We start from the raw sequence: 15,219 nt of genomic DNA on the forward strand, positions 1-15,219 counted from the left end.
GACTACGATATTCAATACTTTTAGTTCTACTTACACCCTTACATGACTCTCAAATTTATAGCATGGATAAGAACCTAGTACCCTCACCTGGCAACCCAATGCTTCAATCTCAGCTATGGCAGCTTGTAACAAAATTGAATTAACTTCATCCAAGATATCAATATAGAAATAATAATTACCAAGTTTCTTTTTTGTAGGGCGGGATTCAATTCGTGATAAATTAAGTCTTCTCCATGCAAAAGCGGACAGAACTTGATGAAGCGCACCTGGAAAATCTTCTGGCAATGTCACGGTAACACTCGTTTTGATTTGCTCGTTTGGCCGTACAAAACTTATAGGTTCAGGACCAATGAGAACAAATCTGGTAAAGTTATTGTCATGATCCGTTACCCTTTTAGCCATCACATCCAATTCATGTGTTGCCGCACCAAGCGCCGTACCTATAGCTGCCCATCCCTGACCGGGATTATTTTTCACGATATGAACCGCTTCTGATGTACTCCCCACGTTTTCTACTTCTGCTTGGGGAGCATATTTACGAATAAACTGCTGACATTGTGCCGACGCAACCGGATGAGATAAGATCTTAGTGATTTTGCTGTAATCTAACTCTCCTGAATCTGAAAGAAACTGTTCCTGTTTACCAATCAAATTTTGAATAGATGGATACACCCATTCTGCCTGCATCGGAATATCAACCTCATTTACAAGCCAATCCATATGCAAACTTACTGAACCTTCTATTGTATTCTCGATCGGGATAACACTGTAATCACTTTTCCCCTGTACGGTCGAAAGAAACACATCAGATATCAGCTTGTAATATAATAATTCTACAGGTTCATCTCCGAATAAATGAAGTACAGCCTCATGTGAGACGGATCCTTCTGGTAGTAACGCTATTTTCTTCATACTTCAACTTCCCCTTTTATCAAGTCCACGAATAGGTCAGATTCCACTATTGCAAGGTTAGTAGCACCCTCAGTAGATGGATTAAGCCATCTTGCAGTTGCTAGAATACCATATGACTTCATCGTATCCAACAAATAAGATTCCAAATCTTTTTTATGAAGATTCTGACGATCCACTATAGCCAACAACGTTGGACCAGCTCCACTTAATGCAACACCAAGTGCACCACGATTAGGAGCTTCTTCCAAAATAGATACCATTCCAGGCACTAAACTTGCACGATATGGTTGATGTAATCGATCAGACATCGCCTTTCCGATTAGATCAAATCTTCCACTAGAGAGAGCAGCCACTAACAATGATGATCGACTTATATTATATACCGCATCTTCTCGACTAATATGACTAGGTAATACTTGTCGAGCCTCCGAGGTAGAAAGTTGAAAATCCGGAATGATAACCAACACCTCTAAATCCGCATGTGGCTCGAGTTTAATATGATCAGCATGTACTCCATCCCATACAGCAGTAATAATACCGCCAAACAAAGACGCACCTACATTATCTGGATGTCCTTCTAGACTTGTAGCCATATCAAACAATTTCTCATTGGAAAGTGGTGAACCAATTAAAGCATTTGCTGCAACCATACCTCCAACAATAGCCGAGGCGCTACTACCAAGACCCCTCGTTAAGGGGACTTCGGAATACATAGATATCTCCAGTTCAGGAATAGACACCCCTACCTCATCAAAAATAAGTTGTGCTACACGATACATTAAATTATTTTTGTCCTTAGGTAACCCCTTCATATTATCACCATACAAACGAATACAAGTAGACTCCGACTCTTTCATCTCTACCCATGAGTATAAAGATAAAGCCATACCTAACGTATCAAATCCCGGTCCTAAGTTCGCTGTACTTGCAGGAACTTTAATACGAACACCTTTAGTTCTATTCATGCACTTTCCTCCTTTGTAAGCAAGAGGCCACTTTTTTCGAATTCACAAAACTTAGCACTGACATTCCTATAACTCCTTTGTATAAATAAATCAAGTAAATTTATCCTTCTACTCGGTATACACTTTTTATTGTACGAATAACACTAAGACCTTCAAAATGCTCTAGCACCTTGTTCATACTATCTTTACTAACATCATGAGTAACAATAATAATTTCTGCAAAAGGATTATGTTCATTTGGTTGCTGTACAACTGACTCTAAACTCACATCGAATTGAGCAAATGCCTGTGTGATCTGTGCAAGCACTCCCGCTTTATCTTCAACATGTAACAAGATAAAGTTTTTATATTTAATTTGTTTATCATTCTTAAGTTTTTTGACCTTATAAGGAACGATGGCTTTCAAGCCATTCACCCCAAGCTTCAAGTTCTTAATAACAGCTATCAAATCAGATACCACAGAAGTTGCTGTAGGCATAGAGCCAGCACCAGCTCCGTAGAACATCGTCTCTCCAACCGCTTGACCATATACATATACTGCATTAAATACACCATTTACCGAGGCAATTGGATGATTACGACGAACCATTGTTGGTTGAACACTTATACTGATATGTTCATCTTCACAATCCGCAATCCCAAGAAGCTTCATTTCATAACCGAGACGTTTAGCATATGCAATATCTTCTTTAGTTACTTGAGAAATCCCACGTACACTAACATCGTCTAACTCAACATTCGTTCTAAAGCCAAGAGTTCCTAGAATAGTCATTTTACGCGCAGCATCTATTCCCTCAACATCTGAAGTGGGATCTGACTCTGCATATCCAAGACGTTTCGCTTCTTCCAGCACATCGTCATAAGAAGCACCTTCTTTACTCATCTTAGTCAAAATAAAATTGGTTGTGCCATTCACGATGCCCATTATTTTCAAGATCCGATCTGAAGAGAACCCTTCAATCAGTGTACGAATAATAGGAATACCACCGGCTACACTTGCTTCATAAAATACATCACACTGATTCTCCTGGGCTTTAGCAAGTATTTCCGAGCCATACAAAGCCATTAAATCTTTATTCGCGGTAACTATATGCTTCCCCCGCTCTAACGCTTCCAAAATATACGCTTTAGTCTCCTCAACACCACCCATAACTTCGACGATAACATCGATCTCTGGGTTGCGAATAACATCCCATGGATTCTCTGTTAATTTAGCTGGATCAACATAAATATCTCTTTCTTTCTCGCAATTATTCACTGCAATCTTCTCTATGATAATAGGGGATCCTACCTGACTACTTAAATCTTCCTGATTGCCCTCTACGATTCGAACAACACCTATACCGACAGTACCTAAACCCAATAACCCAACTTTTATCGGTTTCATTAAATATCCTCCTATACCACTTCATTCAACTTAAAATTATTATTATCCTTGTCCGATCATGCGAACGCGTTTCACTCCTGGAACTCCTTCTATACCTTCAAGTAAAGTACCCATTTCTTCGCTCATCCTGGAAATCTCTACAGATATGACGACATTGGCAACCCCTTGTAAAGGTATACTTTGATGCATCGTCAAGACATTTCCCCCAAGAGTAGCCACAAGGCTTAACACTTTTGACAACATTCCAGAACGATGTACTAAATCAATAGATATTGTAACAATTCTTTCACGTTCCAAATGATTAATAAGATGAATACCATCTTTATATTTATAAAATGCACTACGACTTAGTCCAACTTGTTCTACCGCATCTTGTACCGTCTTTACATCTCCTGAATCGAGCAGTTGCTTCACTTGCATCGTCTTCATGATGGCTTCAGGCAAAATATCCTCGCGCACTAGGTAATAGCGTTCTTTCAAGAACGTCCTCTCCTTAAAGACTACTGTTTGTGTATAGTGGACATTATAATATAAGTAACCATTAAGGGTCAATAGACTTAAGTACCTAAGATACCTTTATACATAGAGTATCAAGTGAAACTTATATTTTCTTATTTTTCAAAAAAACCGTATACGATACTTTTATAAGTAACGTACACGGTTCTAATTTTCTTCTAATAATAACTACTACCCTCAACAAATTCGAACTCAAAATCTCCAAGTCGAACAATCGTACCATCTACTGCCCCACGTTTGCGAAGTTCATCATCCACACCCATACTTCTAAGAATTCGACCTAATTTGAGAACAGCTTCATGAGAATTTAACTGCATTCTCTTCATCATACTTTCTATTTTTTTACTTTCAATGATGAATGCTTCATTTTCTCGAACAATCGTAAATGAATTATCTTCTTTCTTATCTAATTTATATACTTTTCTTTCCTTGATTTCTGACACGTCTTCAATAACAGTTTCTTCCGGAATTTGATCAATCAAGTCTGTTGCACGGTAGAGTAACTCTTGTACACCTTGACGTGTTAATGATGAGATTGGCATGATCTCCAGATCAGGTCGCACTTGGTTGACTTGTTCGCGGAAAGCCGTCAATAACTCTTCTGAATCCGGCATGTCCATTTTGTTCGCCGCAACTATTTGCGGACGTGTTAACAACACTGGGTTATATAATTGCAACTCTTCATTAATTTTAACCCAATCTTCATAAGGATCTCTACCTTCAGAACCAGACATATCCACTACATGAATAATGACACGTGTCCGTTCTACATGACGAAGAAATTCATGCCCTAGACCTATCCCTTCATGTGCGCCTTCAATAAGTCCAGGTAAATCCGCCATTACAAAACTGCGGCCATCACCTACATCAACAACACCTAAATTCGGAGTAATTGTCGTAAAATGATATGCACCAATCTTAGGAGTTGCGGCTGATACAACAGACAACAAGGTTGATTTACCCACGCTTGGGAATCCAACCAATCCAACATCTGCCATTATCTTTAATTCTAACACTATATAGCGTTCCTGGCCTTCTTCACCATTCTCAGCTATTTCAGGTGCTGTATTCTTAATTGTTGCAAAGCGAGTATTCCCTCTGCCTCCACGTCCACCACGTGCTACAACAACCTGTTGACCATGTCTAGTCAAGTCAGCAATCACTTCACCTGTATCATCATCCATCACAATTGTACCTGGTGGAATCCGAACAATCATATGATCTGCATTTGCACCATGTTGACTTTTATTCCGTCCCTTTACCCCTTTATCACCCTTAAAGTGACGTTGGTAACGGAAATCCATCAAGGTACGGAGACCTTCATCAACACGAAAAATAACATCTCCACCTCTACCTCCGTCACCACCTGCTGGTCCACCCTCTGGAACATACTTCTCACGTCGAAAAGCAACAATACCATCTCCGCCGTCACCAGCTTTGACATAAATCTTCGCTTTATCTACAAACATTACTTCACCTTCCTCATCTATCACACAGTACGCGCAACTGAAAAGAGAATGCAGATGATTTTAATTGCTCCATCCGGATTCTGTTTCTGCGTACCACATTATGAATTTCCTGTTCTAAATCTCCATAGTTACTAATTACATGGTCACATTCAAACAAAGCAACTATTTCTCCATTCTCCTCATAAAGACTGAGAGTAAGTTTACGACACTCTTCCCAAGATATCTTTCCCTTGTATTGATAAATGCGAATGCACTCTACAATAGCAGATACCCAGTCCTCAGCGTCATTTCCCATTATTCTACCATTAAGATGTAAATCATCGGCAACATGGACTTCTAATTCCACATTACTACCAATGGTCCGAAAAGATTGCAGATAAAAAACTAAGGATGGAATACCAAGCTTCGCAATCTTACCCTCAAGCTCCATCCGTTCTTTTATTCTTCCCACACATTCGATTGATTTATCATACTTTTTAAGTTGAATATAACCATACATAATTTGCAAGTCATTCATCCAGTCATGACGATGATGATTCAAGCTCTTGATGGCTGTCTGTTCAACACTCTGAATGATCAACCTTTTTTCTTTTTCATTCTGCCTATGAATAAATGTGATTATGATTCCAAGGAATATTGCCACCCAAAGTACAAGCAAAACATATGCTAAGAACGATGAATATCGAATAACAAGAAATATAGGAATCCATATGGATATAACAGCTAAAAGCCATAACCTTGTCCACGACTTCACAACATCGCCTCGTTCCTAATCACCTATTGGCTAATTTCACCACTTCATAGTATAGCACAATTATCCTTACTAATTCATCCCATAAGCTATAAAAAAAAGCCCCCGGCACTTAAAGGCCGGAGGCTTCCTTATTAAAATATAAGAAAGTATAAGTTTCAACCTATACTCCCTGATACGATAGCAATTAAGCTTCTACTGCTGCCGCTACAGGAGCGATATCTACCGGGTAAACGCTCACTTTTTTACGATCGCGGCCCCAACGTTCAAATTTCACAACGCCTTCCACTTTAGCAAACAAAGTATCATCACTACCGATACCAACATTTGTGCCTGGGTGAATTTTTGTTCCGCGTTGGCGAACTAGGATACTTCCGCCAGTAACCGTTTGTCCGTCTGCACGTTTCACACCAAGACGTTTCGATTGGCTATCTCGTCCATTTCTTGTGGAACCCACACCTTTTTTAGATGCGAACAATTGAAGATTCAACTTAAACATGTTGTCAACCTCCTTCTTTATATAATGACTTCTTCTATTCGAATATACTCACCGTATGATTCAGCAATACTATTTAACATAATGACCATAGATTCAAGTAGCAGTTGCACTTTACTTTCAGTAGACTCATCCTCTAGAAGAGGAATTATCCCACTTAAGAAACCATTATGCATCTCACAATCCAAAGTAATCTCAGTCAACGCTTCAATCGAATTAACTGTTCCAACAGTAACGGCTGATACTCCAGCACATACAATGTCTTCTCCAGCTTTCGCGTAATTCGCATGTCCTTTAATCTTAAAACTGTGAATCAACCTGCTATGATTACGAAAGATTCGCACGACAATCACTTTATCGCACCTACTTACGCTTGAATTTTTCCAATTGTTACTTTAGTGTATGGTTGACGATGACCTTGCTTCTTATGGTAGTTCTTCTTAGGTTTGTACTTGTATACAACAACCTTATGACCTTTACCATGTTTCTCAACCGTAGCGGCTACAGTTGCACCTGAAAGTAATGGCGTACCTGCTACCAAACCATTGTCATCACATACTGCTAGTACACGGTTAAAAGTAACCTTTTCTCCGTCTTCTGCATGTAGTTTTTCAATGAACAACACATCGCCCTCTTGAACTTTGTATTGTTTACCACCTGTTTCGATAATTGCGTACATATCTTGCACCTCCTCATGTCTCAGACTCGCCTAATCTAGGTGGCAGCACTGTAAATATACTGCGCTTCACGACCCGATCGGTGCGGTTACAGCATGTGCAGTCCATTTAAGTACCCGACACATACTAACACATAGTACCATACTCAATTAATAGAGTCAATGAATTATATTTGCGGTTATTCTACCTGTACCGGAACAAGTTTCACACGTTTTATCTAGCAATACTGATGTATCTTCGCGAACTTTTTTTCGTGTCAATTCAAGTAGTCCTAGCTTCGTCCAACCGACAATTTGACTCTTTGCTCGATCTTTTTTCATTACTGCCTCCAAAGCCTCCACCACATTCTGACGATGGATTTCTTGCTCCATATCAATAAAGTCAATAACGATAATACCACCAACATCACGCAATCGAATCAATCTTGCAATTTCTTCTGCTGCTTGTATATTGGTCAGTGTAACCGTTTCTTCTAAATTATAGCCACCCGTATACTTGCTAGTATTCACGTCAACGACAGTTAATGCTTCCGTATGGTCCCACACAATCGTCCCACCACTGGCAAGGGATACTTTTCGAGAAAGACCTTTATCTAATTGTTCAAGAACACCATACTGTTTAAAAATAGATTCTGATGATTCATGCACTTTCACTGGCAAATGAATACCCTGACCCATTTCTGACAAATATCGCTCCACTACAGCTGCTTCTTTAACATTATTAATTATGAGTTCATCCTCTGTGGGGTTCAACACATCACGAATATGACGTTGAACAATGCTTAGGTCCTGATGGAGTAAGCTAGGTGCCTCAGCATTTTTTGCCTTTCCTTGAATATTACTCCATAGTTGGCGTAACAAATCGAGATCACTTTTAATCGCGTCAGTGGATTCATCTTGCGAAACTGTTCTGACTATAATTCCTTCTCCACGAAAACGTAATTGTTCACATAGAATTTTAAGCCTTGTACGTTCATTTTCTCGTAGAACTTTCTTCGATACAGCAACATAATCTGCTATGGGCATATATACAATCCAACGCCCTGGTAATGAATAGTGGGTAGTAACTCGTGGTCCTTTGCCCCGGAGGGATTCTTTCATGACTTGAACTACAATCTCTTGTCCAACTTTCAACAATTCTTCTATCGAAGGTTTAACCTTCGGCTGCTTTTCAAGATGGGGGTGCAGCACATCATCAACATAAAGAAAGGCATTTTTTTTATGGCCAATATCCACAAAAGCTGCCTGCATACCTGGTAAAACATTAACGACACGACCTTTGTAAAAGCTTCCAACTAAACTTTCGCTTTGACTACGTTCCGCCGCAAACTCCACAAGCTTTCCTTCCTCTATGAGAGCCATCTGTGTGAATTTAGATTCACAGTTAACGATCATCTGTTTCATGGCTTCACCTCTGCTAGAAGACATTTCATTTGATCTATATGAAATCTCTTAAATTTTTAACAATACCAATTTATCCATATACAGTCTTAAAGAATACGACGCTTAGTAGAAAAATATGCTGATATTAATTTTTGTTCAGGTAATACAGCAACAATATTTCCATCTTCATCCACAATATAGATTAAATGATATTTCTCTCTCTTAAATAGACGCAAAATAGGGTCTAAATGTTTCGCAGCATCTGTAACAATAGGTTGTACGAGAGTGCCGTTTAAAGCATACCTGGCATATAATGGACCTCTATTCATTAAAAATCTCATAAATCGATAAGTAATATTTCGATAATCTACAAAATTTGAATACAATAAAAATACGCCTATCATAAGTAAATTAAGCTGCAAAACACCTTTTTCCATTATTAAAGGAAGTAGAGCGAATAGAATAACACCTATACTAGCAACTATACTCACTCTTAATGACCATACTAACATCCAGTGATATGGGAAATACCTACTAATTAAAGATTGCATTATTTTCCCACCATCTAATGGCGGAATAGGCAGTAAATTGAATAATGCAATAATCATATTTCCATGAATAATATATGCAATATATTCACTGTTCCCCCACCCCAATAACATGAAACCCATGCCAATCATCATCATGATCCCATTCTGAAGTGGTCCTGCTACTGCAATCATGATTTCCTTCCAAGCGGTTAGTTGACCGTGGTCTTCAATCGATACCACTCCTCCAAATGGTAACAATTGTAGGGATACTACCTTTATCCTAAATAACAGGGCCACACTTAAATGTCCCATTTCATGTATGAGGACAATAGCAAACAATGTGATTAACTCCAGAAAATTACCCGTTAAAATTGACATTAACATCACAATTACGAATAGGGGATGTAGGTTTAACGTTATCCCGAATATTTTAATCAAAAGACATCACTTCTAATGGATCAAGGTAAACATCACCTTGTCTTAGGGAAAAGTATAATGTTTGTCTAGGTTCATTGGTTAACCAGCCTAGACTATCACCTGCTTCAACCCAATCATTCACCTTCAGCGTACTATCTAAGTGTCCATATACCGATACCAATCCACCTGTATGTTGAATGGCTAACTTCACTCCAGATTGAGACTCCTTCAGCACTTCTAATATACGTCCAGTAGCAACACTTTTCACCTGTGAAATAGCATTTGAATCTTCATATGGACTGATTTCAATACCTTTTTGATCAACTAAGAAAGATGTTGTTACTAGTCCATGCATAGGGACTAGCCAAGCCTGTGAGGCAATAACTTTCTGAGGGTTATTTTGACTCTCTGTAAAAATAGGTATTATTGCAGGTGCTTCGCCAAAATGAGATACATACCAAGATTCTACCGCTTGAAAATCCATTTCTCTGTTTAAAGATTGTGCAATATATTGTTGAATGCTAATTGCCCACGTCTCTTCTGATCGATAGATTCCAAAGACTATGCCAAATAACAGACCACTCCAGAGTACTCTCCGAATGAAACTTGGAAAGAAATAATGATGACGACTTTGTTCCATTTTCCACAATCGTTCAGGATCACGTTCGCCAACTATACCGTGTTCATTTACCCATTTCTCCCCATCATTACGAATCTGATTATTATCCAGTAATTCTTGAATCCGTTCCTGTCGCTGTTGCTTCAATGGTGATTTATTATCCATAAATATTCATCCCCCTTGCGAGGCTACTTTTATCACTTATTTTATGAGAGATGTCTAGCTTTTTAGAACAAGCTATCTGATATCATAAATACACAAAAAAAAGGACTGTTTATTTATCGCCCTGTATAAGGCTATAAATAAACAGTCCCTTAACTTTTTATTCTATGTTCATCCCATACCAAGAAACTTTTTAAAACGTTTGAAAGCACCCTGTTTGTTGTCCATTTGCATTAAAGGTACCGTATCACCCAAAATACGCCGTGCGATATTACGATAGGCAATCGCTGCTCTAGAATCAGGATTCATCACAGTTGGTTCTCCATTATTAGCAGCCTTGATCACATACTCATCATCAGGAACGATGCCAATCAAATCAATATTCAAGACTTGCAGAATATCTTCAATCTCTAGCATATCACCCGACTTCATCATATTAGGTCGTATTCGATTCACTACGAGCATAGGTGATTTGACATGAGAACTTTCCAGTAGCCCGATAATACGATCTGCATCACGAACTGCAGCATTCTCCGGAGTTGTAACAACAATAGCCTTATCTGCTCCAGCAATAGCATTCTTGAATCCCTGCTCTATACCCGCTGGGCAATCAATAATGACATACTCATAATCCTTTTTAAGTTCAAGAATGATATCTTTTACCTGCTCTGCTTTAATAGAGTCTTTATCTTTGGTCTGTGCTGCTGGCAACATATACAACTCATCGAATCGTTTATCCTTCACTAGTGCTTGTCCTAACCGACAACGACCCTCAATCACATCAACCAAATCATAAATAATGCGATTCTCAAGACCCATAACTACGTCTAGATTACGTAGTCCTATATCGGTATCCACCAAGCATACCTTTTTACCAAGCAGAGCAAGTGCAGTTCCTATATTAGCTGATGTGGTTGTCTTGCCTACTCCGCCCTTGCCAGAAGTGACAACTATAGCCTCTCCCATGTACTACACCCCCTTAAACATGTTGAAATCTCTCCGCAAACGTACAATGTTGCTCATCTTATCAATTTGCATTACACCATCCTGTAAGTAAGCAAATTCCATGCGTGTCTCTCTAGCTTCCCACTCATCAGGAGGACGACTAATCATATCTGAAATTCTTAGCTGTGTTGGAGCGAAGTGTGAAGCTGCGATCACAGCTTCATCATTCCCGTCAACGCCCGCGTGAGCCATCCCACGTAATGCACCTAGAATATAAATATCTCCGGTACATGTCACAGAACCACCCGGGTTAATATCACCAAGAAATAAAATATTTCCATGATGATGAAGAACCTGACCTGAACGTACGATTCCACTCATCACTGTTATATTGCTTCCAAGGTCTTCCTCTGATTTCTGTTCTATTGACTCAACAGAACGAACCAGCAGATTACCTTTTTGTTTCATGATATCTAGAATGAGTTCTTTCTGATCGTCAGTCACAACCCTCATACCCAGCTTGATATCTACATGTATAATGGGTCCTGCCAAAATATTTGTATGGCTGTGCTCAAGTTTATAGCGAAGCTCAGTTAGTAGATCCTCAAAATCACATTCAGCATCAAGAAGGAATACCAGGCCATCCTTAATACCTTTAATCGTGACGTGATTGGACTTTACAGTCATATACCTGTCCCTCCCATCTTCTTTCATTTCGTGCCTAAAGACCTAAGTTCCTGCTTAGACCTGTAAATTGATAGATTTCCGGTCTAAGCTACCTTCTCTTTTTGGCTAAGTTTACTAACTTTCTCTAGTTGAGATCGTAGAGGAACATAGATTACTAATCCAAAGACAAAATGAACAAATAGGTTAGGAAGTATGTGATGCACTAAAGCCCAATCGTATGTTGAATGATTCATTTGAAACAGCGTATATATTCCAAATAATACGCTATCCAACAATAAACTTCCCAAGAGAATAACCGACATCATAATAGGCATCGGAGCTCGTGGAGATTGGAATATAAAGCCCATACAGTAAGCAGAGAATCCCATTGAAAAAGAATAGGGCCCCATGATCTGTCCATAAAAAACAATATCATGTAGCATTCCGAATATGATCCCTAACACCAACGCCGTGTGGCGATGGTAATAAATCGAAACAAAAAGAATAACGATATATACTAAATTCGGCACAATTCTAGACTGCCATGTATCTGGAGTAATCCATGGCACAATAGTACCTTCCAATACAAAAAGTAAGAACAGTAACATAATAAGGACGGGTCTGCGCATAATCACTATTCAAGAACCTCCGGTGTAAACACTACAAATAATTGCTTCCAGTCAACAAAACTTGCAGTAGGCGAAATCGTTGCTGTTCTCAACGAGCCCATTTTCCCTACTTGAACACTATCTACAGTTCCAATAATCATCCCTCGGGGATAGAGCCCTCCACTTCCGGATGATACAATAGTATCCCCTTCCTTCAATGGATCCTCCTCTTTGATTCCTGTCATGAGAAGTGTACCGGTCTTCTCGTCGTAACTTTCAATAATCCCAAAAGTTTTATCCTGATTATTCATAGCCGTAGCAGCTATTGCATTTGTATTAGGATCTTTCACATCCATCGTTGTAATTAGTTTCACCGTTGATGTGAAGTTGCTGACTTTACTAATAACACCCACAAGGCCATCAACAGACGTAACTGACATATTAACCTTCACACCGTCGCGTTCCCCAATATCTATGACGAGCGATCGATTATTAGTATCCGTATTGACACTAACCACCTGTGCAATATGATACTCATAATTATATTTCTCTCGTTGAGCCAACGTAAATTCAAGATCGATTTTAAGTTCCTGATTCTCTGCTTCTAAGAAGTTAAAATTTGCTTTCTCACGTGTATACTGGGCTAGTGCAATTTTTAACTGCTCATTCTCTTCATAAATATCTCTCATATTACCAATATCTTCAAACAAGCCCGCTATATAGCCAGCGGGCTTATAAAAAATGTTCTGCACAAAACCAACAGTATCTCTTAGGAATTTCTCAGGCCAAGACAATGTCGCTCTTGATCCCAATGTGAATCCCATTAAAGCTATAAACACTACGAGCCCAATCAATACAACGAATAGTCGTTTGTTTCCGAGCAATTTAAACAGTTTCAACACCCTCTAACATTGCTGATTTCTCTCCCATATCAGGGGTTGATACACATCAATAACCTATCGTTTTGATCTCGAACTAGATTTAAACAAATGGATATTCTCCAAAGCCTTACCTGTACCGATAACGACACAATCCAATGGATTCTCCGCAACAATAACCGGCATCCCTGTCTCTTGAGCAAGTAACTTGTCCAAGTTACGTAGCAAAGCTCCACCACCTGTTAATACAATCCCACGATCCATAATATCTGCTGCAAGTTCCGGAGGACATTTCTCAAGAGTTACTTTAACAGCTTCTACGATAGAATTAACCGTATCCCCTAAAGCTTCACTTATTTCATCAGAAGTAATCGTAATCGTCTTCGGTAATCCCGTTACTAAATCACGACCACGTATTTCCATCGTTTCTACCTTATCCAAAGGAAGCGCAGATCCAATATCCATCTTCATTTGTTCAGATGTCCGTTCACCAATCATCAAATTATATTGGCGTTTAATATATTGCATAATGGATTCATCCATATCATCCCCTGCAACACGAACAGAACGACTTGTTACGATCCCGCCAAGAGAGATCACAGCTACTTCCGTTGTTCCACCACCAATATCTACAACCATACTACCTGTTGGTTCCCAAACCGGAAGATCAGCGCCGATAGCTGCTGCAAATGGTTCTTCAATAATATAAGCTTCACGTGCACCTGCTTGTTTCGTAGCATCCTCAACAGCACGCTGTTCCACAGCTGTGATGCCCGAAGGCACACAAACCATTACATTAGGATGACGCTGAAACATTGAACGTTGTTTCTGTGCTTGTTTTATGAAATATTTAATCATTGTAGCTGTGATATCGAAATCAGCAATAACGCCATCTTTCATTGGTCGTATCGCCTGGATATTCCCAGGGGTTCTTCCAATCATTCTCTTAGCAGATTCACCGACAGCCTCAATGCTCTTCGTATCCAATCTAATCGCAACAACGGAAGGTTCTCTTACTACAATTCCCTTACCTCGGATATAAACAAGTGTATTTGCCGTCCCTAAATCAATACCTAAATCTTTCGTGAAACCACCAAACATGTTGTAAACTCCCTTTCTGTGTCAATCTAAACAAGTATATTACATCAAGCCTTGCTCTTTCAAACTAATATAATCTCCATCACCTATAATGACATGATCCAATACATCTATCCCAATAAGTTGGCCTGCTTCTACTAAACGAGAAGTCAACGAAATATCTTCAGGGCTAGGAGTTGGATCCCCACTCGGATGGTTGTGTGCACATATAATCGATGCACTACTACATTTAATAGCAGCCCGAAACACCTCGCGCGGATGAACAATGGAGGCGTTTAAACTACCCATTGAGAGCGTTTCTTGGGCAATGATATGATTCTTCGTATTCAGAAATAAACATACAAAATGTTCCTTTTGTAAATACCGCAATTGTTCACTGAGTACATCCACTGCATCTTGAGGGCTACGAATAGTAACCTTCTCACTCATTCGAGCTCTTGCTAATCTTTGACCCAATTCAATCCCGGCTTTAAGCTGAATAGCCTTCGCATTTCCAATGCCTTTAATTTGAGTAAGTTCATCAATGCTGAGATCTACTAGATTACGAATACTACCCACTTTATTCATGATGCGTTGGGCCAGGTGAATAGCCGATTCCTTATGGGATCCTGTTCGTAATAGGATAGCCAGCAATTCAGCGTGACTTAAAGACTCTGCCCCATATTGCATCATGCGTTCTCTAGGTCGTTCTTCATGGGGGAGGTCGCGCAATAACAATGTGTGCGACTCCATACTATTCCC

General features: G+C 39.3%; 18 protein-coding genes and 1 other annotated feature. All 18 genes read right to left on the bottom strand.

All coding sequences use genetic code 11. The features are described from left to right. Positions 1-30: 30 nt before the first annotated feature. On the bottom strand, positions 31-912 hold the full coding sequence (gene pheA, locus LPB68_RS06465) for a prephenate dehydratase (RefSeq protein WP_068657288.1): 882 nt from the start codon (positions 910-912) through the stop codon (positions 31-33). Then, positions 909-1,877, bottom strand: a complete 969-nt coding sequence (gene thrB / locus LPB68_RS06470; RefSeq protein WP_068657286.1) for a homoserine kinase — start codon at positions 1,875-1,877, stop codon at positions 909-911. The genes pheA and thrB overlap by 4 nt, the downstream gene beginning before the upstream one ends. A gap of 100 nt (positions 1,878-1,977) precedes the next feature. After that, positions 1,978-3,264 carry a homoserine dehydrogenase gene (locus LPB68_RS06475; RefSeq protein ID WP_068657284.1) on the bottom strand — a complete coding sequence of 429 codons (1,287 nt, stop codon included), beginning with the start codon at positions 3,262-3,264 and terminating at the stop codon, positions 1,978-1,980. Positions 3,265-3,306: 42 nt separating this feature from the next. Continuing rightward, on the bottom strand, positions 3,307-3,744 hold the full coding sequence (locus LPB68_RS06480) for an ACT domain-containing protein (RefSeq protein ID WP_068657282.1): 438 nt from the start codon (positions 3,742-3,744) through the stop codon (positions 3,307-3,309). A gap of 194 nt (positions 3,745-3,938) precedes the next feature. Beyond that, positions 3,939-5,249, bottom strand: a complete 1,311-nt coding sequence (gene obgE / locus LPB68_RS06485) for a GTPase ObgE (RefSeq protein ID WP_068657280.1) — start codon at positions 5,247-5,249, stop codon at positions 3,939-3,941. A gap of 13 nt (positions 5,250-5,262) precedes the next feature. After that, the gene (locus LPB68_RS06490) at positions 5,263-6,003 is read right to left on the bottom strand and encodes a Spo0B domain-containing protein (RefSeq protein ID WP_068657279.1); all 741 of its coding nucleotides are present in this window, start codon (positions 6,001-6,003) and stop codon (positions 5,263-5,265) included. A 184-nt stretch (positions 6,004-6,187) separates the two neighbouring features. Then, positions 6,188-6,499: a 50S ribosomal protein L27 gene (gene rpmA, locus LPB68_RS06495; RefSeq protein WP_068657277.1), complete on the bottom strand. Its 312-nt coding sequence runs from the start codon at positions 6,497-6,499 to the stop codon at positions 6,188-6,190. A 17-nt stretch (positions 6,500-6,516) separates the two neighbouring features. Continuing rightward, the gene (locus tag LPB68_RS06500) at positions 6,517-6,849 is read right to left on the bottom strand and encodes a ribosomal-processing cysteine protease Prp (protein WP_068657275.1); all 333 of its coding nucleotides are present in this window, start codon (positions 6,847-6,849) and stop codon (positions 6,517-6,519) included. 14 nt (positions 6,850-6,863) lie between these two features. Continuing rightward, complete coding sequence (rplU, locus tag LPB68_RS06505; protein WP_068657273.1) at positions 6,864-7,175, bottom strand: 50S ribosomal protein L21; 312 nt, start codon at positions 7,173-7,175, stop codon at positions 6,864-6,866. 12 nt (positions 7,176-7,187) lie between these two features. Then, positions 7,188-7,273 (bottom strand) — a sequence feature (ribosomal protein L21 leader region). A gap of 58 nt (positions 7,274-7,331) precedes the next feature. Then, positions 7,332-8,576, bottom strand: coding sequence for an Rne/Rng family ribonuclease (locus LPB68_RS06510; RefSeq protein WP_068657271.1), 1,245 nt, complete (start codon positions 8,574-8,576; stop codon positions 7,332-7,334). Positions 8,577-8,662: 86 nt separating this feature from the next. Further along, positions 8,663-9,523, bottom strand: a complete 861-nt coding sequence (locus LPB68_RS06515) for a site-2 protease family protein (protein WP_068657269.1) — start codon at positions 9,521-9,523, stop codon at positions 8,663-8,665. Next, positions 9,516-10,286 carry a M23 family metallopeptidase gene (locus LPB68_RS06520; protein WP_068657267.1) on the bottom strand — a complete coding sequence of 257 codons (771 nt, stop codon included), beginning with the start codon at positions 10,284-10,286 and terminating at the stop codon, positions 9,516-9,518. The genes LPB68_RS06515 and LPB68_RS06520 overlap by 8 nt, the downstream gene beginning before the upstream one ends. Positions 10,287-10,454: 168 nt before the next feature. Further along, positions 10,455-11,249 (bottom strand): septum site-determining protein MinD, encoded by a 795-nt coding sequence (gene minD, locus LPB68_RS06525; protein ID WP_068657265.1) that lies wholly within the window; start codon positions 11,247-11,249, stop codon positions 10,455-10,457. Positions 11,250-11,252: 3 nt separating this feature from the next. Next, the gene (gene minC / locus LPB68_RS06530) at positions 11,253-11,915 is read right to left on the bottom strand and encodes a septum site-determining protein MinC (protein ID WP_068657264.1); all 663 of its coding nucleotides are present in this window, start codon (positions 11,913-11,915) and stop codon (positions 11,253-11,255) included. Between the two features lie 83 nt (positions 11,916-11,998). Beyond that, positions 11,999-12,529, bottom strand: coding sequence for a rod shape-determining protein MreD (gene mreD / locus LPB68_RS06535; protein ID WP_068657262.1), 531 nt, complete (start codon positions 12,527-12,529; stop codon positions 11,999-12,001). Next, a complete protein-coding gene (gene mreC / locus LPB68_RS06540) occupies positions 12,529-13,404 on the bottom strand; it encodes a rod shape-determining protein MreC (RefSeq protein WP_068657260.1) in 876 nt (291 codons plus the stop codon). Before mreC ends, mreD begins: the two co-directional genes overlap by 1 nt. Before the next feature lie 54 nt (positions 13,405-13,458). Next, positions 13,459-14,481 (bottom strand): rod shape-determining protein, encoded by a 1,023-nt coding sequence (locus tag LPB68_RS06545; RefSeq protein WP_068657258.1) that lies wholly within the window; start codon positions 14,479-14,481, stop codon positions 13,459-13,461. 39 nt (positions 14,482-14,520) lie between these two features. After that, entirely contained in the window at positions 14,521-15,210 is a 690-nt protein-coding gene (gene radC / locus LPB68_RS06550) for a RadC family protein (RefSeq protein WP_068657257.1), read from the bottom strand. Positions 15,211-15,219 lie beyond the last annotated feature (9 nt).

Source organism: Paenibacillus crassostreae (genome assembly GCF_001857945.1).
Taxonomy (GTDB): domain Bacteria; phylum Bacillota; class Bacilli; order Paenibacillales; family Paenibacillaceae; genus Paenibacillus_AQ; species Paenibacillus_AQ crassostreae.

Bases quoted from the DNA above. Each gene is read 5' to 3' on its own strand.
- pheA (WP_068657288.1), bottom strand. From the start codon at position 912: ATGAAGAAAATAGCGTTACTACCAGAAGGATCCGTCTCACATGAGGCT.
- thrB (WP_068657286.1), bottom strand. From the start codon at position 1,877: ATGAATAGAACTAAAGGTGTTCGTATTAAAGTTCCTGCAAGTACAGCG.
- LPB68_RS06475 (WP_068657284.1), bottom strand. From the start codon at position 3,264: ATGAAACCGATAAAAGTTGGGTTATTGGGTTTAGGTACTGTCGGTATA.
- obgE (WP_068657280.1), bottom strand. From the start codon at position 5,249: ATGTTTGTAGATAAAGCGAAGATTTATGTCAAAGCTGGTGACGGCGGA.
- rpmA (WP_068657277.1), bottom strand. From the start codon at position 6,499: ATGTTTAAGTTGAATCTTCAATTGTTCGCATCTAAAAAAGGTGTGGGT.
- rplU (WP_068657273.1), bottom strand. From the start codon at position 7,175: ATGTACGCAATTATCGAAACAGGTGGTAAACAATACAAAGTTCAAGAG.
- LPB68_RS06510 (WP_068657271.1), bottom strand. From the start codon at position 8,576: ATGAAACAGATGATCGTTAACTGTGAATCTAAATTCACACAGATGGCT.
- LPB68_RS06520 (WP_068657267.1), bottom strand. From the start codon at position 10,286: ATGGATAATAAATCACCATTGAAGCAACAGCGACAGGAACGGATTCAA.
- minD (WP_068657265.1), bottom strand. From the start codon at position 11,249: ATGGGAGAGGCTATAGTTGTCACTTCTGGCAAGGGCGGAGTAGGCAAG.
- minC (WP_068657264.1), bottom strand. From the start codon at position 11,915: ATGACTGTAAAGTCCAATCACGTCACGATTAAAGGTATTAAGGATGGC.
- LPB68_RS06545 (WP_068657258.1), bottom strand. From the start codon at position 14,481: ATGTTTGGTGGTTTCACGAAAGATTTAGGTATTGATTTAGGGACGGCA.
- radC (WP_068657257.1), bottom strand. From the start codon at position 15,210: ATGGAGTCGCACACATTGTTATTGCGCGACCTCCCCCATGAAGAACGA.